Origin of the sequence: Bradyrhizobium sp. AZCC 1578 (assembly GCF_036924675.1) — a bacterium.
GTDB lineage: Bacteria > Pseudomonadota > Alphaproteobacteria > Rhizobiales > Xanthobacteraceae > Bradyrhizobium.
In genome coordinates this window covers 1,700,508-1,724,318 of sequence record NZ_JAZHRZ010000001.1, presented here as the reverse complement: position 1 = coordinate 1,724,318, position 23,811 = coordinate 1,700,508, and the positions used below count along the sequence as shown (strand labels likewise).

Genomic DNA, 23,811 nt, shown 5'->3' with positions numbered 1-23,811 from the left:
GATGGCTCAGACGTGCACGGCGGTGCGGACGCGTCCGGCATTGCCGAACACGCGCAAATAACGTTCGATCTCGGACGGCGTGCCGGTGGCCTTCTCGGGATTATCCGACAGCTTGACCGCCGGCCGCCCATCGACCGACGTTACCTTGCAGACCAGCGAGATCGGATCGAGGTCGGCCGATCCGTCCGGCGCGCAGCCGACGAAATCATTGGTGAGGTTGGTGCCCCAGCCGAACGAGATGCGGACGCGTCCGGCGAAGTGACGATAGGTCTCCTCGATCGAATCGACATCCATGCCGTCGGAGAACACCAGCAGCTTCTCCTTGGGCTCGCGGCCCTTCTGCTTCCACCACTTGATGATGTCTTCGCCGGCCGTGATCGGCGGCGCGCTGTCGGGGCGGAAGCCGGTCCAGTCGGCGACCCAGTCCGGTGCATCGCGCAGGAATGTCTTGGTGCCGAATGCATCGGGCAGGGCGATCAAGAGATTGCCGCCGTAGGTGTGTCGCCACTGGTCGAGGATGCGATAGGGCGCCCAGCGCAGCTCCTCGTCGGAATTGGCGAGCGCGGCCGCGACCATCGGCAATTCATGCGCATTGGTGCCGATCGCTTCGAGATCGTTATCCATCGCCAGCAGCACGTTGGAGGTGCCGGTGAAAGAGGGGCCGAGCCCCTCCTTGACGGCCTCGACGCACCAGCGCTGCCACAGATGGCCGTGACGCCGGCGTGTGCCGAAGTCCGACAGCCGCAGGCCCTCAAGCTTGCGCAGCCGCTCCACCTTGGACCACAGCTTGGCCTTGGCGCGGGCATAGAGCACGTCGAGCACGAAGCGTCCCTGACCCTTGGTCGCCTGCCGTGAGCGCAGCTCATTCATGATCGCGAGCGCCGGGATTTCCCACATCGTGGTGTGGGTCCACGGCCCGTGGAAGTGCAGCTCGTACTGGCCGTCGACCTTGTTGAGCTCGTATTCGGGCAGGCGGAAGTTGGCGAGCCAGTGGATGAAGTCCGGCGAGAACATCTGGGTCTTGCCGTAGAACGTGTTACCGGAGAGCCAGATCAGCTCCTTCTTGGTGAAGCGGATGGTGCGCGCGTGGTCGAGCTGTGCGCGCAGTTCGCCCTCATCGACGATCTCGGCGAGGCGAACCTGCCGGGTGCGGTTGATGACCGAAAAGGTTACGCGCTGCTCCGGGTAAAATTCCCCGGATCATCTGCAGCATCAAAAGCTTGTAAAAATCGGTATCGAGCAGGCTGCGCACGATCGGGTCGAGCCGCCAGCCGTGGTTATAGGTCCGGGATGCAATATCGGTAACTGCCATGGCGGAACTTTACCGTGCCGCGGGCTGCCCAACCAGTGGGTTTTGCCGGCGGCATGGCAGCTCAGCGCGCTATTCCTGCCGGATACGGCCGATCGCAGCAGGAATATCCTTCCAGACCGGCTTATCGGGGGCAAATTGTTGCCTCAGATAAGCGACCAGTTCGGCGATTTGGCCGTCGCTCAGGCTGTCCTTGAACGCCGGCATGTAGCCGAGGTCGGTCACGGCCGGCTTTGCGATGCCGTGCAGGATGACCTGGATCAGATTGTCGGGCACGGTGCTGTGCAGATTGCTGTTGAGCGCCAGCGATGGCCGACTGCCGAACAGCGGTGCGCCGCCGACCTCATGGCAGACGGCGCAGGCGCCCTGATAGAGCCGCGCGCCGACGCTAGCGGCCGCAAGCGTTCGCGTGCCGGTCGAGGCTTCGAGCCTGGCGGCAAGCGCTCGCTGCGCCGGGCGATCGATCGCGGTCTCGTTGAACGAGGCGAGATAGACCGCCATGGCGCGGATGTCGGAATCCGGCAATGCGGCGAGCTCCTTCACCACCGGCGCCATGGGCCCGGCGGCGACGCCGTGAAAGCGCGATTCGCCGGTTCGCAAGTAGGCGTACAGCTCGCCCTCGTTCCACGGTATCGGCGCTTGCGACTGCGAGGTCAGCGCCGGTGCTTCCCAACCTTCCGCAAATCCGCCGGCGAGATAGGCATTCGCCTTCTCCGCGCCGAGCGCATTGCGCGGCGAATGGCAGGCGCCGCAATGGCCGAGACCTTCGACGAGATAAGCGCCGCGATTCCAGATCTCTGATTTTGCGGGATCGGGCTGGAACACGGCGGGTGTGTGGAACAGCGCATTCCATCCGGCCATCAGCGGGCGCAGGTTGAACGGGAATGCCAGCGCGTTGGCCGGCGTCTCCGCTCGCACCGGCGACTGCGCCATCAGATAGGCGTAGAGCGCCTGCATGTCGGCGTCAGTGGTCCTGGCGAAATGCGGATAGGGAAACGCGGGATAGAGATGCCGTCCATCTCGATGGATGCCCTCGCGCATTGCGCGCTCGAAGGCGGGATAGGACCAGGCGCCGATGCCGGTTCCGACATCGGGTGTGATGTTGGTCGAATAGATCGTGCCGAACGGCGTCGGCAGCGGCCGGCCGCCGGCGTTGAGCACGCCGTTCGCAGCGGTGTGGCACACCGCACAATCGCCGAGCGCGGCAAGTTGCTCGCCGCGGGCGATGGTCGCGGCCGAATAGACCGAGGCATCGGGCCGCGCGATTGGCGCGATCGCTCGCCACGGCAACACTGCGGCGCCGATGCCGACTGCAGCCGCGCACAGCGCTGCGGCAGTCGCAAGCACGCCGCGTCGTCCGGCGAACGGACTGGGCCATCGGTTGAGATCAGGCTGTGGTGCGGATGCAGGCGCAGGCAACGCCCCTGGTGCCGCCGGCTCCTCGCCGCGCAGCCCCCGCAAGATGCGTTCCGGCGTGAATGGCAACTCGCGAAAGCGCACGCCGGTCGCATCATAGATCGCATTGGCGATGGCGGCTGCGCTGGGGACGGAGGCGGACTCGCCGACACCGAGCGGCGGCTGATCCTGCCGCGGCAGCATCAGCACGTCGATCTCAGGCACCTCGGGAAACTTGATGATAGGGTAGGCGCCCCATTCGCGCGCCGTCACGGAGCTACGATCGAACGACACTTCCTCCATCAGCGCCCGGCTGGTCGACTGGATGACGTTGCCGTGGATCTGGTGGCGCACGCCGTCCGGATTGATCATCAGGCCGGAGTCCTGGCCTGCCACCACCCGCGTCACGCTGACATCGCCGGTCGCCTTGTTCACCGCGACGTCGGCGATCCACGCCGACCACGCTGCACCATAGCCGGGAAACTTGCTGTGCACATAGAGCGCATAGGCAAAGCCTCGCCCACGCACGATATCGTCCTCGGCCTGCTTCTCCTCGCGTACCGGCCGCGGTTTCCAGCCGGCGCGTTCGGCCACCGCATTGACGAGATCGATCGCGCGTGGATCCTTCAAATAACGCAGACGGTATTCGATCGGATCGACACCGGCCTCGCTGGCGCATTCGTCGATCCAGGATTCATGCGCAAAGGTGTTCGGCAGCGCCGAGACTCCGCGCAGCCACGAGGCGCGCACGATCGGCGGCATGTCATTCGCCACCACGCGCAGATTTTCGTAATCGTAGGGCGGGATCGCGGTGCGATCACCCATCTCGAGTACCACCGGCGTATGTGGGACGGCGCCGGTCAGCAGCAGGGCTAGCGTCGGTGCGCCGTTCGATGGATAGCGCGTCGCAAAATCATAGCCGGCAATGCTGCCATCGGCGTTCAATCCGCCGTTGACATCCATCAATTGCGCGGTGCCCTTCGGCTCCCAGGCGTGCTCCTGCTCGCGCGTCAATTGCACGCGGACGGGCCGGCCGACGGCGCGCGACAGCAGCACCGCGTCGGCGGAAACATCATCGGCACAGTTGCGGCCATAGCAGCCGGCAGCCTCCAGCCGGATCACCTCGATCTCGGCTTCGCGCCGGTGGATCAGCCGCGCCAGATCGGTGCGCAGATGGTGCGGGTTCTGCGTGCCCGACCAAACCCGCGTCACATCCTCCTGATAATCCGCAACCGCGCAGGACGGGCCGATCGAGGCGTGCATCTGATAGGGCCAGATGTAGGTTCGCGGCATCGGCTTGGCGGCGCCGGCAATCGCCGCATCGACATCACCCTTGTCGATCAGCGTTCGTGGCGTCGATGGATTGGCTCGCAACGCCGCTTCAATGTCCTTGAGGTCGGGCAACGTCGGCACCGGCTTCCAGCTCACCTTGAGCTGCGCCGCCGCCTTGATCGCATTCTCCTCGCGCTCTGCGACGACGCCGACGAAGTCGCCGATGCGAACGACCGCGACAAGTCCAGGGACGTCGCGCACGGAATCCTCGTCGACCGCGATCAGGCTGTTGCCGATGAAATCGCCGACATCGACGCCGGCATAGGGCGGGCGAACGACACGGCCATGCAGCATGCCTGATACTCGCATGTCGTGCACATAGGCCAATTCACCGGTCGCTTTCGCCGGAAGATCGACGCGCGGCACCGATTGGCCAATGATGTTGTAGGCGTCGACGGACTTAACTGGAACGTCGTCGGCGAGTTCAAGGCGAATGGTCTCGCCCGCAATCAATTCGCCATAGCTGACGCTGCGATTGTCCTTGCCGCGGACGAGGCCGTCTTCAACGAGGATATCCTCGGCCGAAAGCTCAAGCCGCTCGGCGGCGCGCGCGACCAGAAACTGCCGCGCCTGCGCGGCGGCCTTGCGCAGCGGTACGGCCGTAATCTGAATTGTTTCGCTCGCAATCGTCGCACCTTGATTGGGAACGAGGGCTGTGTCGCCGAGCACGACCACAACGCGGGCAAACGATACGTCGAGCTCTTCGGCAACGATCTGCCCGAGCGCGGTGCGGATGCCGGTGCCGAGATCGACGTGGCCATTATAGGCGGTGACCGATCCATCTGCCGTGATCTTGATGAACGTCTCGAACTTGACGGCCTCGACCGGCGATGCCGGACGCACGACGGACAGCGTGCCTTGCAACCGCTCGCGATTCTCGGCCGTGTCAGGGACGGTCATCGCGTCTGCGCCTCAACGAGACGGCCTGCGGCGCGCATCGCCGCGCGCATGATTTCGACATGTGCGCCGCAGCGGCACAGATGATGGCGCAGTGCTTCCAGTACGTCGTCTTCCGATGGGTGAGGGGAGCGCAGCAACAGCGCCTTGGTGGTGATGATCATGCCGTTGAGGCAATAGCCGCACTGCGCCGCCTGTTCGCTGATAAACGCTTGCTGCACGGGATCGGGATGCTCGCGCGTGCCGAGGCCTTCGAGCGTCACGATGTCGCGCCCGGCGCAGCCCTCGATCGGGATCACGCAGGAACGCGCGGCGACGCCGTCGATCAGTACGGCGCAGGCGCCGCATTCGCCGAGCCCGCAGCCGTATTTCGGTCCGTTCAGTTCGAGGTCGTTGCGGAGCACGTAAAGCAATGCAGTGTCGAGCGCGGCGTCAACGTCGTGAACCTTGCCGTTGACGGTCAGGCGCATCATGCTCTCCCGAAGTCCTCGTTGCGCTGCAAAACCCGCACTGGATACTTCTCGAAAGATACCGTTTGTGTACAAACGTGCAAGCCGCGCGATCCCGCGCTGCAGCGCGCTGCTCGCTTTATGAACAGGGCGGCGAGGCAAATGAGGTATTATGCGGCAAGCGGCGCGTTTCGCAGCGGGAGCGGCTTGACAGTGTTCCAGTCCGCGCGCAACATCGTTCGTATACGAACAAATGGTCGGAACCGCGAATAAGCGGCTATGATCGGCGCCTTCCGGACTGCAGGCTTGTTCATGACTGACGACGTCGTTGCCACTGGCGACAAGATCCGCTGCGATGCCTGTCCGGTGATGTGCTACATCAAGCCGGGCGCGGCGGGCGCGTGCGATCGCTATGCCAACAATAACGGCGAGTTGGTGCGCGTCGATCCGCATATCGTGCTGGAACGAACGGTGTCGCACGGTGGACGGCTGGTGCCGTTTCAGGCCGGTGGCGACTGGGACGGCAAACTCGTCCACGAGCCCAACGTGTTCGTCACCGCGATCGGCGCCGGAACAACTTATCCCGATTACAAGCCGGCGCCCTTCATCGTGTCATCGGAAATCGACGGCGTCGACATGGTCACGGTCGTGACCGAAGGCATTTTCAGCTACTGCGGCGTCAAGGTGAAGATCGACACCGACCGATATCTCGGTCCCGAGACGGCGACCGTCCGCGCGGAAGGCGAGGCGATCGGCCATGTGACGACCAGCGAATACGGCTCGCAGATGCTTTCGCTCGGCGGCGTGCATCATCTGACCGGCGGTTCCAAGAAGGAGGGCCGCGTCACCTGCGACGCGCTGATGGACCTTTCCAATTGCAAGCCGGTGGAACTGACGATCGACGGTGGCGCCACGGTGGTGGTGCAGGCCGGCCATCCGCCGATCGTCAATGGTGTTGCCGAAGAGCGCATGCGCGTAGGCTGCGGCTCGGCGACCATCGGTATGTTCGCCAAGCAATGGCACGGCAAGGTCGATGAAGTCGTGGTCGTGGACGACCACATCACCGGCGTCCTCAGTGAGCACCAGGCCGGCAAGCTACTGGATATTCCCGATACCGGGATCAAGATGAAGGGCCGGCGCTCGACGCCCGGCCGTTACTTCCAGGTCGCCGATCCCGGCACCGGTTGGGGCGGCACCAATATTTCCGATCCGCTGTCGGTGCTGGGACCGTTCAATCCGAAGGAGGCGCGGCCCGGGCTCACGATGCTGATGGTCTCGACCACCGGCGAGCACGCAGCCTATTATCAACTCGACGAGGCGTTGCGACCGATCGAAAAGCAGATGCCGGCCGACCTCCAGTTCTCGGTCGAGCGCATCCAGGAAAATTGCGAACCGGCGCTGTGCACGGTGCTGTTCATGGGCGGTGCCGGCGGTTCGTTGCGCGCCGGCGTCACCGACAATCCGGTGCGGTTGACGCGGTCGGTCAAGGACGCGCTGACGCGGGTCACCAGCGGCGGCGCGCCGGTCTATGTCTGGCCCGGCGGCGGCATCACCTTCATGGTCGACGTCACGCAAATGCCGGCCGGCGCGTTCGGCTATGTGCCGACGCCGGCGCTGGTGGCGCCGATCGAGTTCACGCTGAAACTGTCCGATTACGCGGCGCTGGGCGGTCACATGGATCATGTGCGCCCGCTGGCGTCGCTGCGGGAGAACAGCGGCTTCCGCCCGATGCCCAATATGCCGGGACGGCGCGCATGAAACGGCTCCCGCAAATCGCGCTCCTTCCTGATGGCAAGCGGCTGCATTTGCAGGACGGTCCGATCGACCTGATCATCGAGGCGAAGGGAAGCGAGGGCAACATGCGCGCCGCTTATGAGGCCGCCGCGCAGCGCTTCACCGGCCTGCTCGATGAACTCTGCGAGGAGTTGATCGAACTTCGAAAAGCCGCCGATCCGGCGCGAAGCGCGCTGAACGGTGTCGTTGCGCGTCGCATGCATGCGGCGGTCGCGCCGTTTGCGGGCGAGCACTTCATCACGCCGATGGCGGCGGTGGCGGGCAGCGTCGCGGAAGAGATTCTTGGTGCGATGCTGGGCACGGCGCGGCTCGATCGTGCCTACGTCAACAATGGCGGCGACATCGCATTGCATTTGACCTATGGCGAGCAGTTCACCGTCGGGCTGATGGACCGACCGGACCATCACGGCGTGATGCAAACCATCAATATCGAAGTCGATGATCCGGCACGCGGCATCGCGACCAGTGGACGGCGTGGCCGCAGTTTCTCGCTCGGGATTGCCGATGCCGTTACTGTGCTGGCTCGAACGGCATCGCAAGCCGATGCGGCGGCGACCATCATTGCCAATGCCGTCGACCTGCCCGGTCATCCCGCCATCATCCGCTGTCCGGCCAATGAATTGCAGCCCGACAGCGACCTTGGCACGCGCCTCGTCACCCGCGACGTCGGCGTGCTCCGAGAAAGCGAGATCGACGATGCGCTAAGGGCAGGGGTAAGCCGGGCACAACAATTGCTTGCGGCGGGATTGATCGAAGGTGCGGCCTTGCGTCTACTAGGCGAGACGGCCGTGGTGGGTGCAACAGGGATCAGGGCGGGTGCCTTGCCAACGTTGCATGGAAACGCGCTAGAAAGAACAGCGTATGTTTGATCGGGAGCGAGGCGAGTAAGATGAGCGCGATCATTCGCAAGATCGTCACGGTGGTCGAGGAAACCCATCTTGAGATGGGACAGAAGATTGCACCGCCGACGCGGCGGGCCGCGGCGATCGCTGTGATCGAGAATCCGTTTGCAGGCCGGTATGTCGAAGACCTTTCGCCCTTGATCGAAATCGGCGAGGAGCTTGGCGAATTGCTCTCGAAGAGAGCGGTCGCCGCGCTCGGCATCGAGGGCGCCAAGGCCCACAGCTATGGCAAGGCGGCCGCCGTGGGCGAAAACGGCGAGCTCGAGCATGCGGCGGCGATCTTGCATCCCAAGATGGGCGCACCGGTGCGGAAAGTATTGGGCAAGGGCGCAGCACTGATTCCGTCGTCGAAAAAGCGCAGCGGCCCGGGCACAACGCTGGACATTCCGCTCGGTCACAAGGACGCGGCTTTCGTGCGCAGCCATTTCGACGGCATGGAAGTGCAGATCAATGATGCACCCCGCGCCAACGAGATCATGGTGGCGGTCGCCGTCACCGATAGCGGCAGGCCGTTGCCGCGCGTCGGCGGGCTGACGATTGCGGAAATCAAAGGCGAAGACGGCTTGAGATAATGACATCAACATTGGAGGTAGGGATGCGACGGAGACATTTGCTGGGAGCGGTATTGGCGATCGCGGTCGCCGGCATGACTGGCAGCGCCATGGCGCAGAGCGAAATCAAGGAAATCAAGATCGGCGAGATCAACAGCTATTCGTTGTTGCCGGCCTTCACCGAGCCCTACCGCAAGGGCTGGCAGCTCGCGGTCGAAGAGATCAATGCCGCGGGCGGCATTAATGGCAAGAAGCTGGTCGTCATTTCCAAGGACGACGGCGGCAAGCCGGCGGATGCGCAGACCGCAGCCAACGAGCTGGTCTCGAGCGAGAACGTCGCGATGCTGGCCGGCACGTTCTTGTCCAATATCGGTCTCGCCGTCTCCGACTTCGCCAACCAGAAGAAGGTGTTCTTCCTCGCGGCAGAACCCTTGACCGACGCCATCACCTGGTCGAAGGGCAACCGCTACACGTTCCGCCTGCGTCCCTCCAACTACATGCAGGCCGCGATGCTGGTGGAAGAAGCCGCCAAGCTGCCGGCCAAGCGCTGGGCGACGATTGCGCCGAACTATGAATACGGTCAGTCGGCGGTCGCGGTGTTCAAGAAGCTGATGTCGGAGAAGCGTCCGGACATTCAGTGGGTCGACGAGCAGTGGCCGCCGCAAGGCAAGATCGATGCAGGTCCGGTGGTGCAGGCAGTGGCTGCGGCCAATCCGGAGGCGATCCTCAACGTCACCTTCGGCGCCGATCTGGTGAAGCTGGTGCGTGAGGGCAATACCCGCGGCCTGTTCAAGGGACGTTCGGTGGTCTCGTTCCTCACCGGCGAGCCGGAATATCTCGATCCGCTGAAGGATGAAACGCCGGAGGGCTGGATCGTCACCGGCTATCCCTGGTACGACATCAAGACGCCGGACCATGACAAGTTCCTGAAGGCCTATCAGGCCAAGTACAAGGACTATCCGCGGCTCGGCTCGATCGTCGGCTACCAGACCATCAAGGCTGCCGCCGCGATCCTTGCGAAAGCCAACTCGACCGATCCGGAGAAGCTGATCGCGGCGACCGAAGGCCTGTCGATGCCGTCGCCGTTCGGCGAGATCACCTTCCGCAAGATCGATCACCAGTCGACGTTAGGGGCCTATGTCGGCAAGACCGCGCTGAAGGACGGCAAGGGCGTGATGGTGAACTCGGTCTATCGCAAGGGCGCGGACTATCTGCCGAGCGACGCGGAAGTGGAAAAGCTGCGTCCGAAGGATTGATTCTCTCTCCTCTCCCTCTCTCCGTTCTTACGGGGAGAGGGTCGGGGTGAGGGGCTCTCTCCACGAGTTGTGACAGCCGATGGACCTGTACCCTCTCACCCGGATCGCAAGGGCGATCCGACCTCTCCCCGCAGGCGGGGAGGGGTGACCATAGCCTCCGACGCCGATCTACCTCGACGCAATAGACCACCAACCCGGACCGCCAATGGCCTTCTACTTCGTTCAGTTCCTGACCGGTCTCGCCAGCGCGGCGTCGCTGTTTCTGGTCGCATCGGGGCTGTCGATCATCTTCGGCGTGACGCGGATCGTGAACTTTGCCCATGGCGCGTTCTATATGCTCGGCGCCTATGTCGCGTTCACGCTGACCGAGCGGTTCTCCGGCGTGCTCGGCTTCTGGGGCGGCATCGTCGTTGCAGCGCTGATCGTTGCCATCATCGGCGTGCTGGTCGAGATGGTGCTGCTGCGGCGGATCTATCATGCGCCGGAGCTATTCCAGTTGCTGGCGACATTCGGCCTCACCTTGATGGTTCAGGACATCGTCGTGATGATCTGGGGCCCGGACGATCTGCTCGGCCGTCGCGCACCCGGCTTCAAGGGCGCGGTCGATTTTTTCGGCCAGAACATTCCGAGCTACGACCTGTTCCTGATCGCGCTCAGCCCGATCGTGCTCGGCGTACTCTGGCTTCTGTTCCAGCGCACGCGCTGGGGCGTCTTGGTGCGCGCGGCGACGCAGGACCGCGACATGGTGGCGGCGCTGGGCGTCAATCAGAAATGGCTGTTCACCAGCGTGTTCGCGCTCGGCGTCTTTTTGGCCGCCCTCGGCGGCGCGCTGCAGATTCCGCGCGATGCGGTGCATCACGCGCTGGACCTGCGAATCATCGTCGAAGTGTTCGTGGTCGTGGTGATCGGCGGGCTCGGCAGCATCATCGGTGCCTTTGTGGCTGCCGTGCTGGTGTCCGAACTCAACGCCTTCGGTATTCTCATCTTCCCGAAGATATCCATCATCCTGGTGTTCCTGGTGATGGCAGTGGTGCTGATCGTGCGACCATGGGGCCTGTTCGGCAAGCCGGAAGCTGCCGCACGCCGCACGCCGGGCCTGACCGTCACGCCGTGGCGGCCGCTCACCTCGGGTGAACTGTTGATGTCACTGGGTGCGCTGGTCCTTGCGGCCATGATGCCGTTGTTTGCCGGCAACTACGCGCTCACCGTCGGATCGGAAATCGCGATCTTCGTCATCTTCGCCGCCAGCCTGCACTTCCTGATGTCGGTCGGCGGGCTCGCCTCGTTCGGCCATGCCGCCTATTTCGGGCTTGGCGCCTATGGCGTCGCATTCCTCGCCAAGGCGGTGGGATTGCCGATGATCGTTTCGTTGCTGCTCGGCCCGGTACTAGGCCTCTTGGGTGCGGCGGTGTTCGGCTTCTTCGCCGTGCAACTCTCCGGAGTCTATTTCGCGATGCTGACGCTGGCCTTTGCGCAGATCGTCTGGTCGATCGCGTTCCAGTGGGTCGAGGTAACCGGCGGCGACAACGGCATCTTGGGTGTGTGGCCGGAGAGATGGGCGGCGAGCCCCGCTAATTTCTATTGGTTGTCGCTCGGCATCACGGCGCTCGTGGTCACTGTGCTCCGGGTGATGGTGTTCTCGCCGTTCGGCTTTGCGCTGCGCGCAACGCGGGATTCGCCGCTGCGTAGCGAGGCGATCGGCATCAATGGCAAGCGCGTGCAGTGGACGGCTTTCGTCATATCAGGAACGGTGGCGGGCATCGGCGGCGCGTTGTTCGCCTATCTGAAGGGAAGCGTGTTCCCGGACAGCGTCGGCATCTCGCTCTCTGTGGATGCGCTGGTCATGGTTCTGCTTGGCGGCGTCGAGACGGTTTCCGGCGCGGTGATCGGCGCCATCGTGTTCAAGGCGGCAAACATCTGGCTGGTCAGCCAGACCGATCTTTCCAAGCTGGTGCTGGGCGGCTTCATTGTGCTGATGGTGGTGGCGTTCCCCAAGGGCATCGTCGGCACGCTGGAGACGATCCGGAATCGCCGGCGCTCCGCCGAAGCCAAAAAATCTGCGCTCGTCACCTCCCGGATCGAGGCCGCTGAATGAGCATGGTTCCGACATTGCTGAAGGTCGAAGGCTTAAGCAAATCCTATGGCGGCGTGCACGCGGTGCGCAGCGTGTCGTTCGAACTGCGTGCGGGCGAAATCCTGGCGCTGATCGGACCCAACGGCGCGGGAAAAAGCACCTGCTTCGACATGCTCAATGGCCAGAACATGCCGGACAGCGGACGGATCCATCTGCTCGGCGAGGATACGGTCGGCCGAAAGCCGCGCGCGATCTGGCGGCTCGGCGTCGGGCGCACGTTCCAGATCACGGCGACATTTCCGACCATGACCGTGCGCGAGAACGTGCAGGTCGCACTGGTGTCGTATGGCAGGCAATTGTTCAATCTCTGGGGCTCGACCGCGGCTTACGCCCGCGACGAGACGGGCCGGCTGCTCGACCTCGTCGGCATGGGCGCCTATGCCGAGCGTCCGTGCGGTGAGCTTGCCTATGGCGACCTCAAGCGACTGGAGCTTGCGATCGCGCTCGCCAACCAGCCCAGGCTGTTGCTGATGGATGAGCCCACCGCAGGCATGGCACCGCGCGAGCGGATCGAGCTGATGCGGCTGACCGCAAGCATCGCCCGCGAACAGGCAATCGGCGTGCTCTTCACCGAGCACGACATGGATGTGGTGTTCGAGCATGCCGACCGCATCCTCGTCTTGAATCGCGGTAGCCTGATCGCCGAAGGCTCGCCCGAGGAAGTCCGTGGCAATCCGCAGGTGCGCGCGATCTACCTCGGCGAAGGACTGGTCTACGATGCGCGTCATCGCGAGGGAGCCGGCGCATGAAGCTGCAAGTCGCCGATCTCAACAGCTTCTACGGCCCCGCGCATATCCTGTTCGATATCGCGCTGGAAGTCGGCGAGGGCGAAGTGGTGGCTCTGCTCGGCCGCAACGGGGCCGGCAAGTCGACTACCTTCCGCTCCATCGTTGGTCTGGTCGAGAACCGTTCGGGACGGATCGTCTTCGAGGGCAAGGATGTCTCCCGCGAGCCGACGCATGCGATCGTGCGCGGCGGGCTCGGCTACGTGCCCGAAGAGCGGCGTATCTTCACCGACCTGACGGTGGAGGAAAATCTCGAAGTCGGCCGCCAGCCAAAACGGCCGAACGCGCCGCACTGGACGCGCGAAAAACTGTTCACGCTGTTTCCCAATCTCGGCGAGATGCGCAACCGTCCCGGCGGACGGATGAGCGGCGGCGAGCAGCAGATGCTGACGATCGCGCGAACCCTGATGGGAAATCCCTCGCTGGTGCTGCTCGACGAGCCATCGGAAGGGCTATCGCCAAAAATCGTCGAACAGATGGTCGACGCCATCCTGGCGATGAAGAAGGAAGGCGTCAGCATCGTGGTCTCGGAGCAGAACCTGCATTTCGCGCGGCTGATTTCGGACCGCGCCTACATCATCGAGCGTGGCAAGATTTGTTTCGGCGGCACGATGGTCGAGCTCGACTCGCGGCCGGATATCCGGGACGCGCATTTGTCGCTGTGATCGGCGAGGGGAAGGGCGGGTAACGCAGATGGGAAGGAGTGTTTCGCCGAAACGGAGCGTCAAGCCGCCGCGCCCGTCCTACATTCTCGACGAACAGATCGGCTTCATCCTGCGTCAGGTCTGGCAGCGCCATGCCACCATCTTCGCCCGCGAGATCGGCATCAACCTGACGCCGACACAATGGGCGGCGCTCGCCAAGCTGACTGAGACCGGACCGTGCTCGCAGAACCTGCTCGGGCGGCTGACGGCGATGGATGTCGCCACCATCAAGGGTGTGATCGACCGTCTCACCGCGCGTGGCCTGACCGAGACCAGCCCGGATCCCGAGGATGGCCGCCGCCTGCTCGTGAGTCTGACGCGCGCCGGCCAGCAACTGGCCGAGAAGGCCGCGCCGAATGCGCTGGCGATCAGCCGCGAGACGCTGGCGCCGCTCGACGCAAGAGAGCGCGAGACGCTGATCGCGCTGCTCGACAAGCTGCGTTAGGGCGTAGTTGGCGTCAGCTCAGGTTCAGCACCAGCGCGATCGCGCCCACGAGAATGAGGCTGAACGCCCAGGTCGTATCCAGGTTGAACCAGCTCTGCGATATGAACTGGAGGCCGAGATAGCGGTAGGCGAGCCACGCGCAAACTCCGCCGGCGGCGACCATCGCGATGGCGTGGACGGCCGCAACCAGCACGGCCATTCCGAGATTGGCGTTGATGAGAGTACCGGCGGCCGCGTGGCTGCCGTCGAGCTCGGCTTGCCGGCAGAGCCCGAGGTAGATCGGCACCAGCATCAGCGCGGCGCCATGCGCCAGCGCCACGGCAAACGACCAAAGCCCCAGTTGCGCCGGTGATATCCGTGCCAAAACTCTTGGATGGCGGCGGTTGGCAAGCCTGAAAAGGCCGAAGGCGATAACGAGGACGCTGGCGCCGATCTGTATCGTGCGCTGCCACTCGACGATGGCAACGAGCAGCGCGAAGGGAAGGAGTACGAGCAGCATCGCGAGCAGATGGCCGGCCGTGAGCGGCCCAAGCGCGGCCACCAGGGCACGCGGGCTCCGCTCCATCAGTCCAACTGAAACAGCGAGCGGCCAGCCCATGCCCGGGTTGACGCCGTGGTAAAGGCCGCTCGCGATGACAGCCAGCCAGAGCCAGGCCGGTGTCCAGTCGGCTGCGCTCAAATCTCAAGCCGACGGATAGCAGAACGAATCCGTCGAACAGTCGCCGCCGTCGAGCCGGATCTGGTGCGCGCGGTAGCCGTCGGGGAAGTTGCCCCAGTAATTGTTCGCCAGTTCGAGACCACCGTCCGGATTCGCGTTGGCCATCACCATGGCTCCCGGGACGCCATCGGGATAAAACTGGTCGTCCCATGTCGAGTACAGCGAGTTGGTCCAGTAGACCCGCTTGCCATCGCGGCTGATCTCGACCATCTGCGGGCCGCCTGCAAACGCCTTGCCGTTCGGGTGCGGCGTGCGGCGCGCGATGCCGCCGATGTGAACCGAGCCGGCAAGCTTCGGCTTTCGCGGCTCCCTGACATCGTATTGACGCATCTCGCCGGTGCCCCAGCAGGCGACGTACAGAAACTTGTCATCCATCGACAGGTCGATGTCAGTCACCAGCGGCGGCACGGCGCCAAAGCCCTGCAGCAGCGGCGGCAATTGTTCCTTCGCCGCCGGCTCGGGTGGAATCGTCGCCGTCTTCTCGACGTGAAACTTGCCGCCCTCGCGCCACCAGGTCCAGATCGAGCCTTCGAGGTTAGTGGTGTCGACCACGGTGCCCAGAAAGCCGTATTCGCGAACTGGATCATGCGCGGGACGCACTTCCAGCCCCATCTGGTGATTGGCCCCGAGATCGATCGTCTGCACATTTCGCCGGGCCCGCAGATCCCAGAAGTGAATATGGTGACCGTACTTGTTCGAGAGCAGATCCTCCGGCACGATTCCGTTCTCGAACTGCGGCGGCAACCCCCACTCGCTCGTCACCATGTAGTCGCGTGGCAGATTCCACCAGAAATCATAGTGCATTGTCTGGGGGCCACGATCGATCTCCCACCGTCCGAGCACCTCGAAGGTCTCGCAGTCCATGATAAAGACGCCGGGCGGTCCATCGGTGCCGTCCTTGCCGCTGCCGCCGAGCGTAGAGACGTAAATGCCTTCAGGCCCGCAATGAACGGTGTGGGGCCGCGAATATCCGGTCTTCCTGAAGATCTCTTCAGGCTCGATGATCTTGTGTATGGCCGCCTTGGTGGGGTCGGGTTTGGTGTCGACAATATAGATGCGGGACGATCGCATGCCGGGGATGATGAGATAGCGGCGCTCGAGGAAGGCATGTCCGGTCATCGGCGACAGCGCCGACGAGCAGGCGTTCCAGCCGAAATGGTGAAACTCGTCGCCCTTGTTGGGCATCGTCACGGTGTGAACGACCTGGCTGTAGCTCGAGGAGCCCGGCTTGACGTCGATCACCGCCAGTGCGTCCGGCTTTGAAGCATCCGGGCTGAGCAGCACGGTGTAGGCGAAGCTCTCCGGCGGAGCTTCCATGGCAAGCTTTGGCGAAGCGTGAAACGTGGGATCGGGCCGAATGTTCATCGTACTCCTCCCTGTTTGTCTGGACGGATTCCAAGAATGATTAAAGTCGGCGGAGAGAGCTCCGCTCTATTTGACCGTGATGGTAATTTTCTTCGAGACTACCGGAGGATTGTGCGGATAGTGGCCAGCGTCGCCCAGTACGAGCTGAAGCGTGTGCTTGCCGGGCGGAAGCTCGATCCGGGCTTCCGTCTGGCCCGCGCCAAAATGAAGGTGCGATTTGTCCTGCGGAATCTCTTCATTGGGATTGAGCGGCTCGTTCACATTGATCAGAAGGTGATGGTGGCCGCTGTTTGGGTAGTTGTCGCCCGCGTGGGTTACGCCCATGTTGCGCAGACCAAAGCGGCACCAAAATCCGCCCTTGATGACGGCGCCGTCCTGCGGCCACACGAAATAGAGAAGGGCATCCTTGTGTGAGGGCTTCCCTTGAGCATACGCGGCGAACGGCAGACAGGTGAGCGCTGCTGAGAGAGCGATCCACTGCGTGAACTTCATGACCGCCCTCTTAAGGCTACTTGGGAGACAGCGCGATGCGGAACCCGTGGGTGGGATATCGCACGTTGGTGTCATAGCTGCCGCGGTTTGATACGCGGGCATAGTCTGAGTCCTTCCTCCAGGAGCCGGAGCGGATGACATGCGAGGAACATGCATTCTCGACCCATGCTGACCCGTCTCCTGGCGCGCCCTGATAATTTCTGTGCCAGCAATCTTCGACCCATTGATCGACGCCGCCGCCCATATCAAACAGCCCAAAAGGATTTTGCTTGAGGCTGCCGACCTTCACCGGCTGGTCGGTCGCTGGAATGTCGCTGCAGTTCTTGCAATTGACCATACCGGGCTGAAACTGATCGCCCCACCAGTAGCGGGTCTGCGTGCCGCCGCGCGCCGCATATTCCCATTCGGCTTCGCTCGGCAGTCGATATGGTTTTCCGGTGGTTTCCGCAAGCCATGCGACATATTGCTTGGCATCGCTCCAACTCACGTTTGTAACAGGCGCATCGTCCTTTCCGGCTGCCGTGAATCCGCATGCCTTTGCGGCGGCGCATGCGTTCCATTCCTGCACGGTGACGGGAAATTTCCCCATCGCAAACGGCTTGACCGTTACCTGACGGACCGGCCTTTCCGAAACGTCTTCGTTGCTGCCCATCGCGAAGCTGCCGCCCCGAAGCGAAATCATCTCGGGTTCTCGAACCGGCGCGGCCGCTTGCGTCGTCGGCGGAGTCTCGGGTGCGGCGGGAGGCGCCGGCGGCGGTAGCGGCGCTGCCTGTTGTTGAGGTGGCGAAGGAGAAGGTTGGGGCGCCGGCGCTGGTTGTTTCGCGGCAGGCGCAGGCGCCTTCGGCGCTTCCGCCGGAGATGAAACGGGAGCCGACGCCTGATTTATAGCCTTGCGGGGCGGTGCGAACATGTACCAGAGAGTGCCGATCGCAATGGTCAGCATCGCAATGCAGAGCAAGAGGATCAGAACGCGTTCGCGCCGGTTCCGATATGCGTTAAGGGCGGAGGGGTCGGGAAGCACGCGGTAGACCCGAACGGGATCGGTGATGTTCTTGACCTTTCGATCACCGAGCGACTCGTATCCGCAAACCAGCTTATGCTTTATCTGCTCATAAATGCCGCCGGAGATATAGACTTCGCCGGGATGGGCTATGCCCTCAAGCCGCGTGGCAATATTGACGCCGTCGCCATAGACGTCGTCGGTTTCTATAATCACGTCGCCAAGATTGACGCCAATCCGATATTCGATCCAATGATGCTTGGGCAGTGATGCATTGCGGCCAACCAGATTTTGCTGGATCACGATGCTCGATCGGACGGCTTCGACCGGGCTGTCGAAAATGGCGATGAAGCCGTCGCCCGTGGTTTTGACCAGCCTGCCGTGATGTTCCCTGATGCTGGGTTCGATGAGGTCGCGCTCGATCCTCTTGACGCGATTGTGCGTCCCTTCCTCGTCGATCTGCATCAGGCGGCTGTAACCGGAGATGTCGCCTGCCACGATGGCCGCAAGGCGGCGTGGCATTGGCTCGGGCGATCGCTCACCCGGTCGGCCTGACTTGATGTCACGAATTTGGGCCATGGCTTGGATTGGCTCCCAACTGTCAAATACAAATACAGTATGAGGCAAGCAATCTTTCCAGCACCTACAGCGTACCATGGTGGCTGTTCGCCGCAAGCAGCCGTGCGCGGGTTCCACGCGGTTCGTAGGGGCTAAGTGTGAGTGATCTCACAAAAAATGAGGCCTGACCGGCAGTTCGCTCATCACGTCCGAGGGTATAGTCGCCCGGCGCACTCGCAGGGCGAGCGGCATCAATGTCCGCTTACGATCTCCGGCACCTTGCCGGCGGGCGGCGTGTTGCGGCTGCGCTGGGTGCGGACGATGCCATCGATGATGGTCATGCCGATGCCGGGGAGGTCGCCGAGCTGCACGCTCTCCAGAATGTTCTTGCCAGGGGAATGCTGGGCCTTGTCCATCAGGACGAAGTCCGCGGAGCGGCCGATTTCGATGATTCCGCAGTCGAGTTCGCGCATGCGCGCGGTATTGCCGGTCGCAAGGCAGAAGGCGAGTTCGGCCGGCAGTTCGCCGAGTGACGACAGCATCGAGACCATTCGCAAAATGCCGAGCGGCTGCACGCCGGAGCCGGCCGGCGCGTCGGTGCCGAGGATGACGCGATGGAGGTCACCCATCTCGCGCGCGGTGCGCAACGTGAACAGCGCCGAGCGCTCGTTGCCGTTGTGAACCAGCTCCAACCCGCGTTTGCAGCCCTCGCAGATGCAGCGGATCTGGTCGTCGGGCAGCGCGGTATGGCCGCCATTGATATGCCCGACCACGTCGGTGTCGGCTTCCAGCACCACATCCTTGTCGATCAGGCCGGAGCCGGGAATTGAAGGTCCGCCGGTATGGATCGTGCTTTGGATGCCGTATTTGCGCGCCCAGCCGACCATTTTGCGCGCGGTCGGGCCGTCCTTGACGCCGCCGAGGCCGACCTCGCCGAGCAGCTTGACGCCGGCCGCGGCCATCTCCTTGAAATCGTCCTCCACCATTTCGCATTCGATCACCGGCGCGCCGGCATGCACCTTCACCCCGCCTGGCCGCAGCGTCCAAAACGCGCGCTGCGCAAAGATCGCCATCGCCTTCAGGCCTACGACGTCGCGCGGGCGGCCGGGCATGTGGACCTCGCCGGCCGAGATCATGGTGGTCACGCCGCCATGGAGATAGCTGTCGATCCAGTTGACCTGGTTCTGCCGCGGCGTCCAGTCGCCGGCGACGGGATGGACGTGGCTGTCGATCAATCCGGGCGCGACGGTGGTGCCGTTGGCGTCGACTGTCGTGGTGGCGCCCTCGGTATTGCAGTCCTTGAAGCGGCCGACGGCTGTGATCTTGCCGCTCTCGGCCACGATCGTGTCGGCATCCAGGATCGGCTTTTCCAAAGCCCCCGACAGCACGAGCCCGATATTGCGGATCACCAGCTTGTTCGGACCGGTCGCCTGGGGTGCGTCGTGGGCCATGGTTTTTCCTTTTGCTTCAATGCCTTCGCCGGACATTCTGCCCGGCTTGACGATCGGATCAAGCTGGATTATTCGTTTGTATACGAATGATCGTATACGAATGATTTAACCGGTCAATCCGGCTTGCAAGTCAGGGAACGGTGCGATGAGCAATTTCAACCAGGAAAGCGTGCTGAGCGTTCATCACTGGACCGATACGCTGTTCAGCTTCACCACCACACGCGATCCCTCGTTCCGTTTCCGCAATGGCGAGTTCACGATGATCGGCCTGAAGGTCGGCGAGAAGCCGCTGCTCCGCGCCTACTCGGTCGCCAGCGCCAATTACGAGGACCGGCTCGAATTCTTCTCGATCAAGGTGCCGGATGGCCCGCTCACCTCGCGCCTCCAACACCTGAAGCAGGGCGACGAAATCATCGTCAGCCGCAAGGCGACCGGTACGCTGGTCATCGATAACCTCGAGGACGGCCGCAACCTCTATCTGATCGGGACCGGCACCGGGCTGGCGCCGTTCCTTTCCGTGATCAAGGACCCCGAGACCTATGAGCGGTTCGAGAAGGTGGTGCTGCTGCACGGCTGCCGCCGCGTCGCCGAACTCGCCTATGGCGAGATGATCACCGAAAAGCTGCCGAACGACGAGCTGATCGGCGAATATGTTCGCAACCAGCTGATCTATTATCCGACCGTGACCCGCGATCCCTTCCGCAACCGCGGCCGCATCACCGATTTGATCACTTCAGGAAAACTGTTCGCCGACATCGGGCTGGCCACGCTCGATCCAGCGCATGACCGCGTCATGATCTGCGGCAGCCCGGCGCTGGTGACGGACACGCGCGCGCTGCTCATCGGCAAGGGTTTTGCCGAGGGCAATCACGGCGAGCCGGCACAGTTCGTGGTCGAGAAGGCGTTCGCGGAGCGGTAACGAGAATGAGGGACATATGGTGCCGCGCCGCACCTCCCTAAGGCCGCACCGCCGGCGCTTCCATCGCCATCCCGCGCGCCCGCGACATCAGGTATAATTCCAGTTCAACCAGTTCCGGCGCGCCGTAATCATAGGCCTGCGCGCGGATGCCGGTGATGCAGGCGCGCAGGCGTCGCTGCAGCGAGCCCAGCGATTGCCATTCCAGCCGGTAGAGCGGGTAACCGGTCGGGTGTCCTTGTGTGATCGCGGCGCCGGCGAGTCGCTTGTCCCAATTGTCGTCATGGCAATGGGTACAGCCGAGATTGAGCTGGCCCTGCCGTTGCATGTAGAGCTCGCGTCCTTTGGCGACGAACGGCGCGAGCTGCGGGTCGGCTCCGGTTTCGATCGGAGCGCCCTGTGATTGCCTTGCGACAAAGGCTGTCAGCGCCAGCAACTCGCGGCTCTCGAACGGCAGCGGCGTCGCCTGTTGGTGGTTGGTGCGGCACGAATTGATGCGCTGTTCCAGATCGATCGGGCGGCCGGTTGCCTTGTCGAACGCGGGGTAGCGGGCGGCCACGCCCTTCATGCTTGCGCGTGCATTGCCATGGCAATCGGCGCACGCTTTGTCGGCGGCGCCTGTCTTGCGGTTCCACAATGTCTCGCCATTGAGCACCCAGAGCATGCCGGGATTGGCGGTGTCGTCGTCCTGCATCGTTTTTGTGTCCGGCTTCATGAAGCTGTAGCCGGAACGGCGGTCGGCTTGCGGGATCTCGGCAGCTCCGACGGCGCCCACCACCAGCAGTGCGGCGGCTATGGCGCCCAAAAATCTCATTCGACCGAGATCGAGGCGGAAGCGGTCTCGGAAAAACCCTTGTCGCCGATCCATTCGAACTCGAACTTGCCGCTTTCGGTCACGGTCGTGAAGAAGGAGAAGAACGGGTTGGCAGCAATCGCCGGGAACAAATCGGCGCGGAAGATTTCAGCGCCGTTGAAGCGGCAGGTAAAGCTCGTGATGATGTCGCGCGGCACAGATTCACCTGACGCCTTATGGCGATAGCCTGACTCCATGATGTGCGACATCAGCGTCTTGATCTCGATAATGTCGCCGCGTTTGGCTTTGGCCGGAACGTTGATTAGCGCGGAAGCCATCAGATCACCTCCTCGGTGCAGGCCGCCAGTGTCACCACGACGTCGACGCTGGCCGACCAGAACGACCCGTCCGAGAGCTTGGCGATCGCGACGACCTTCTGGCTGTCGGTGAGGCGAATGCGGGTCGAAACCTGCGCGCGGCCGGCATGAGGGCCGAGGTGGAAGTTGGCGACGTTCGGCTGCGGGTTCTTCTCGTTGAAAACGTGGATGCTGCTGACGTGGTCCTCCGGCGCCATAGGGTGGGCGACACTCACAGTCAGCGGCACGGTGTTGCCGTTCTCGACCAAGGGCGGCACGTCGAGCTTGACCTTGCCGGTTTTCACCGCAGCGCCGCCGGTGACATTGCGGATGGCGGAAGCGAGCATCTCGGGCGTCGCCTCGGCAGGCCGAAGCGTGACGACGGGGGCCGTGCCAAGCACGGCTGCCGCTCCGGCGAGGCCGAGAAACTGGCGGCGTGTCGAATTCGGTGGTGGATGCATCGGACCTTCCTATTCGCGTAAGCTTGCGAGATACGCCACGATATCCTCGATCTGTTCGGCCGACAGGATCGGCTTGCCGCGCCACAGCGTCCCGACGCGAGTGAGGCCGTCAACGCGGTAATAGGACGGCATGATCGTCTCAGCATTGAGACGAGAAGCATCCACCAGCCGAAGCCGAAGCTGACCTTCGGACCAGCGGCTGCCGGAACCGGAAAGATCGGGCGCCAGGTCGCCCTGGAATTTCTGTTCGGGAAATGGGCCGTTGTGGCACAGGATGCAAGTGCTGGAACGTTCGACGACGAGGGCGCGGCCGCGCGTCGCATCGCCGGCCGTGCCCGTCAGTGACTGCGGAATGGCATCGCCAATGACGGCATAGCTGCGAAGTTCCGTTGCGGCGGCGCAGCCGGGCAGCACGAGGAGAACTCCAGCAAGAATCGGATCCAACATGCGATAGGTGCGTCTAGCCAAAGACTTCCGCCGTAATGGTCGCGAACCAGGATTGCGCATAGTCGGCCTCGCGGGCGCGGAAATCACGTGACGCCTCCAGCGGACTAACGCCACCGGCGCCTTCAACGTCGGCAAGCGATCCATTCTTCGGATGGTATACGCCGGCAATCGAGATGCCATAGTCCGGGGCTGCCAGACTGTAGCACGTATTGATCAGCTTCGGCGCGGCTGGCGATCCGCCGGCGACCAGTGTGGCAATCGCGTTTGCGCAAGTCTTGGCCTGCGCATTCGCCGAGAATGCGGATTTTGGCATCGCGCCGGCGAGACAGGCATCGCCGATGACATGGATGTTCGGTGCCGATCTGGATTCGAAAGTGACAGGATCGATCGCGCACCAACCAGTGTTATCGGTCGCGCCCGCAATAGCGGCGATGCGGCCGGCCCGTTGCGGCGGAATAACGTTGGCCACCTGGGCGGTGTGATTGCCGAAATCGGTGATCAGAGTATTGGTCGCCGGATCGACGGCATTCACCTTGCCGCCCTGCGATAGCGATATCCATTCGACCATCCCCGGGTAAAGCTCCTTCCAGGCGTTCTGAAACAGGCGCTGCTTGGAGAACGCGTCCTTTGCGTCAAGGATGATCAGCTTCGAACGCGGCTTCTTGGTCTTCAGATAGTGCGCAATCAGGCAGGCCCGTTCGTAAGGTCCCGGCGGGCAACGGAAAGGGTTGGCGGGAGCTGCGATCACCACCAGGCCGCCATCCTCCATGGCCTCGAGTTGCTTGCGCAGCAACAGCGTTTGCTCGCCTGCTTTCCAGGCATGCGGCATCTTCGCCGCGGCGGCTTCGTCGTAGCCCGGCAGGGCGTCGAAACGCAGTTCGATTCCGGGAGACAGCACCAGCCGGTCGTAGGCGAGCGAGGTGCCGTCGGCGAGCCCCACGGTCCGCGCGGCTGCATTGATGGTCGTTGCTTCCAGCGCCACCACGGTGATGCCGCTGGCGGCGATCTTGTCGTAACCGAATTTTTGTTCCTCGATCGAACGCAGTCCGGCGATGACATTGTTGCTGAACGGGCAGGCGGTGAAGGTCCGGTTCGGCTCGACCAGTGTGACCTGCAATTTCGGATCGATCTGTTTCAGCGCGCGCGCACAACTCGCACCGCCGAAACCGCCACCGATCACGATGATGCGCGCCGCGGATTGCGCCAATGCGGGCAGTGGAGACGCCAAGGCCGTCACTGCGGCGGCCGCGCTGGCGCTACAGAACTTCCGGCGGCTGATGCGACGGCTAACGCCCATGCTG

At 63.3% G+C, this 23,811-nt stretch carries 21 protein-coding genes and 1 pseudogene; 9 read left to right on the top strand and 13 right to left on the bottom strand.

The window, feature by feature from the left end:
• Positions 1-6: 6 nt before the first annotated feature.
• The 3 genes and pseudogenes from pncB to V1290_RS08690 form a co-directional block, all read right to left on the bottom strand.
• Positions 7-1,312, bottom strand: a pseudogene (gene pncB, locus V1290_RS08700) (nicotinate phosphoribosyltransferase).
• A 69-nt stretch (positions 1,313-1,381) separates the two neighbouring features.
• On the bottom strand, positions 1,382-4,936 hold the full coding sequence (locus V1290_RS08695) for a molybdopterin cofactor-binding domain-containing protein (RefSeq protein WP_334364015.1): 3,555 nt from the start codon (positions 4,934-4,936) through the stop codon (positions 1,382-1,384).
• Positions 4,933-5,403 (bottom strand): (2Fe-2S)-binding protein, encoded by a 471-nt coding sequence (locus tag V1290_RS08690; protein WP_334364014.1) that lies wholly within the window; start codon positions 5,401-5,403, stop codon positions 4,933-4,935. The genes V1290_RS08695 and V1290_RS08690 overlap by 4 nt, the downstream gene beginning before the upstream one ends.
• Positions 5,404-5,694: 291 nt before the next feature.
• On the opposite strand from V1290_RS08690, the gene V1290_RS08685 reads away from it, so the two are divergent.
• The 8 genes from V1290_RS08685 (at position 5,695) to V1290_RS08650 (ending at position 13,953) form a co-directional block, all read left to right on the top strand.
• Complete coding sequence (locus V1290_RS08685; RefSeq protein WP_334364013.1) at positions 5,695-7,140, top strand: 6-hydroxynicotinate reductase; 1,446 nt, start codon at positions 5,695-5,697, stop codon at positions 7,138-7,140.
• A complete protein-coding gene (locus tag V1290_RS08680; RefSeq protein ID WP_334364012.1) occupies positions 7,137-8,045 on the top strand; it encodes a UPF0280 family protein in 909 nt (302 codons plus the stop codon). Before V1290_RS08685 ends, V1290_RS08680 begins: the two co-directional genes overlap by 4 nt.
• 20 nt (positions 8,046-8,065) lie before the next feature.
• Entirely contained in the window at positions 8,066-8,650 is a 585-nt protein-coding gene (locus V1290_RS08675; RefSeq protein ID WP_334364011.1) for an amino acid synthesis family protein, read from the top strand.
• Positions 8,651-8,673: 23 nt separating this feature from the next.
• The gene (locus tag V1290_RS08670; protein WP_334364010.1) at positions 8,674-9,885 is read left to right on the top strand and encodes an ABC transporter substrate-binding protein; all 1,212 of its coding nucleotides are present in this window, start codon (positions 8,674-8,676) and stop codon (positions 9,883-9,885) included.
• Positions 9,886-10,090: 205 nt separating this feature from the next.
• Positions 10,091-11,980, top strand: coding sequence for an ABC transporter permease (locus V1290_RS08665; RefSeq protein ID WP_334364009.1), 1,890 nt, complete (start codon positions 10,091-10,093; stop codon positions 11,978-11,980).
• A complete protein-coding gene (locus V1290_RS08660; protein ID WP_334364008.1) occupies positions 11,977-12,768 on the top strand; it encodes an ABC transporter ATP-binding protein in 792 nt (263 codons plus the stop codon). Before V1290_RS08665 ends, V1290_RS08660 begins: the two co-directional genes overlap by 4 nt.
• The gene (locus V1290_RS08655) at positions 12,765-13,469 is read left to right on the top strand and encodes an ABC transporter ATP-binding protein (protein WP_334364007.1); all 705 of its coding nucleotides are present in this window, start codon (positions 12,765-12,767) and stop codon (positions 13,467-13,469) included. The genes V1290_RS08660 and V1290_RS08655 overlap by 4 nt, the downstream gene beginning before the upstream one ends.
• 28 nt (positions 13,470-13,497) lie before the next feature.
• On the top strand, positions 13,498-13,953 hold the full coding sequence (locus tag V1290_RS08650; RefSeq protein WP_334364006.1) for a MarR family winged helix-turn-helix transcriptional regulator: 456 nt from the start codon (positions 13,498-13,500) through the stop codon (positions 13,951-13,953).
• Between the two features lie 13 nt (positions 13,954-13,966).
• Here V1290_RS08650 and V1290_RS08645 read toward each other — a convergent pair whose 3' ends face one another.
• From V1290_RS08645 to V1290_RS08625, 5 genes are all read right to left on the bottom strand, one after another.
• Positions 13,967-14,632, bottom strand: coding sequence for a hypothetical protein (locus V1290_RS08645; RefSeq protein WP_334364005.1), 666 nt, complete (start codon positions 14,630-14,632; stop codon positions 13,967-13,969).
• A 3-nt stretch (positions 14,633-14,635) separates the two neighbouring features.
• Positions 14,636-16,036, bottom strand: a complete 1,401-nt coding sequence (locus tag V1290_RS08640; RefSeq protein ID WP_334364004.1) for a selenium-binding protein SBP56-related protein — start codon at positions 16,034-16,036, stop codon at positions 14,636-14,638.
• 66 nt (positions 16,037-16,102) lie between these two features.
• Positions 16,103-16,528, bottom strand: coding sequence for a DUF4399 domain-containing protein (locus V1290_RS08635; RefSeq protein ID WP_334364003.1), 426 nt, complete (start codon positions 16,526-16,528; stop codon positions 16,103-16,105).
• A 16-nt stretch (positions 16,529-16,544) separates the two neighbouring features.
• Positions 16,545-18,107: an SUMF1/EgtB/PvdO family nonheme iron enzyme gene (locus tag V1290_RS08630; protein WP_334364002.1), complete on the bottom strand. Its 1,563-nt coding sequence runs from the start codon at positions 18,105-18,107 to the stop codon at positions 16,545-16,547.
• 230 nt (positions 18,108-18,337) lie between these two features.
• Entirely contained in the window at positions 18,338-19,537 is a 1,200-nt protein-coding gene (locus V1290_RS08625) for an amidohydrolase family protein (protein ID WP_334364001.1), read from the bottom strand.
• A gap of 145 nt (positions 19,538-19,682) precedes the next feature.
• Here V1290_RS08625 and V1290_RS08620 point away from each other — a divergent pair, with 145 nt between their 5' ends.
• Positions 19,683-20,456, top strand: a complete 774-nt coding sequence (locus tag V1290_RS08620; RefSeq protein WP_334364000.1) for a ferredoxin--NADP reductase — start codon at positions 19,683-19,685, stop codon at positions 20,454-20,456.
• A gap of 37 nt (positions 20,457-20,493) precedes the next feature.
• Here V1290_RS08620 and soxA read toward each other — a convergent pair whose 3' ends face one another.
• Genes soxA through V1290_RS08595 form a run of 5 tightly spaced genes read right to left on the bottom strand, consistent with a single transcriptional unit; the run spans position 20,494 to position 23,807 of the window.
• Positions 20,494-21,267 (bottom strand): sulfur oxidation c-type cytochrome SoxA, encoded by a 774-nt coding sequence (gene soxA / locus V1290_RS08615; protein WP_334363999.1) that lies wholly within the window; start codon positions 21,265-21,267, stop codon positions 20,494-20,496.
• On the bottom strand, positions 21,264-21,584 hold the full coding sequence (gene soxZ / locus V1290_RS08610) for a thiosulfate oxidation carrier complex protein SoxZ (RefSeq protein WP_334363998.1): 321 nt from the start codon (positions 21,582-21,584) through the stop codon (positions 21,264-21,266). The genes soxA and soxZ overlap by 4 nt, the downstream gene beginning before the upstream one ends.
• The gene (locus tag V1290_RS08605; protein ID WP_334363997.1) at positions 21,584-22,063 is read right to left on the bottom strand and encodes a SoxY-related AACIE arm protein; all 480 of its coding nucleotides are present in this window, start codon (positions 22,061-22,063) and stop codon (positions 21,584-21,586) included. The genes soxZ and V1290_RS08605 overlap by 1 nt, the downstream gene beginning before the upstream one ends.
• 9 nt (positions 22,064-22,072) lie before the next feature.
• A complete protein-coding gene (gene soxX / locus V1290_RS08600) occupies positions 22,073-22,510 on the bottom strand; it encodes a sulfur oxidation c-type cytochrome SoxX (RefSeq protein ID WP_334363996.1) in 438 nt (145 codons plus the stop codon).
• A 13-nt stretch (positions 22,511-22,523) separates the two neighbouring features.
• Positions 22,524-23,807 carry an FCSD flavin-binding domain-containing protein gene (locus V1290_RS08595; protein ID WP_334363995.1) on the bottom strand — a complete coding sequence of 428 codons (1,284 nt, stop codon included), beginning with the start codon at positions 23,805-23,807 and terminating at the stop codon, positions 22,524-22,526.
• Positions 23,808-23,811: the final 4 nt, after the last annotated feature.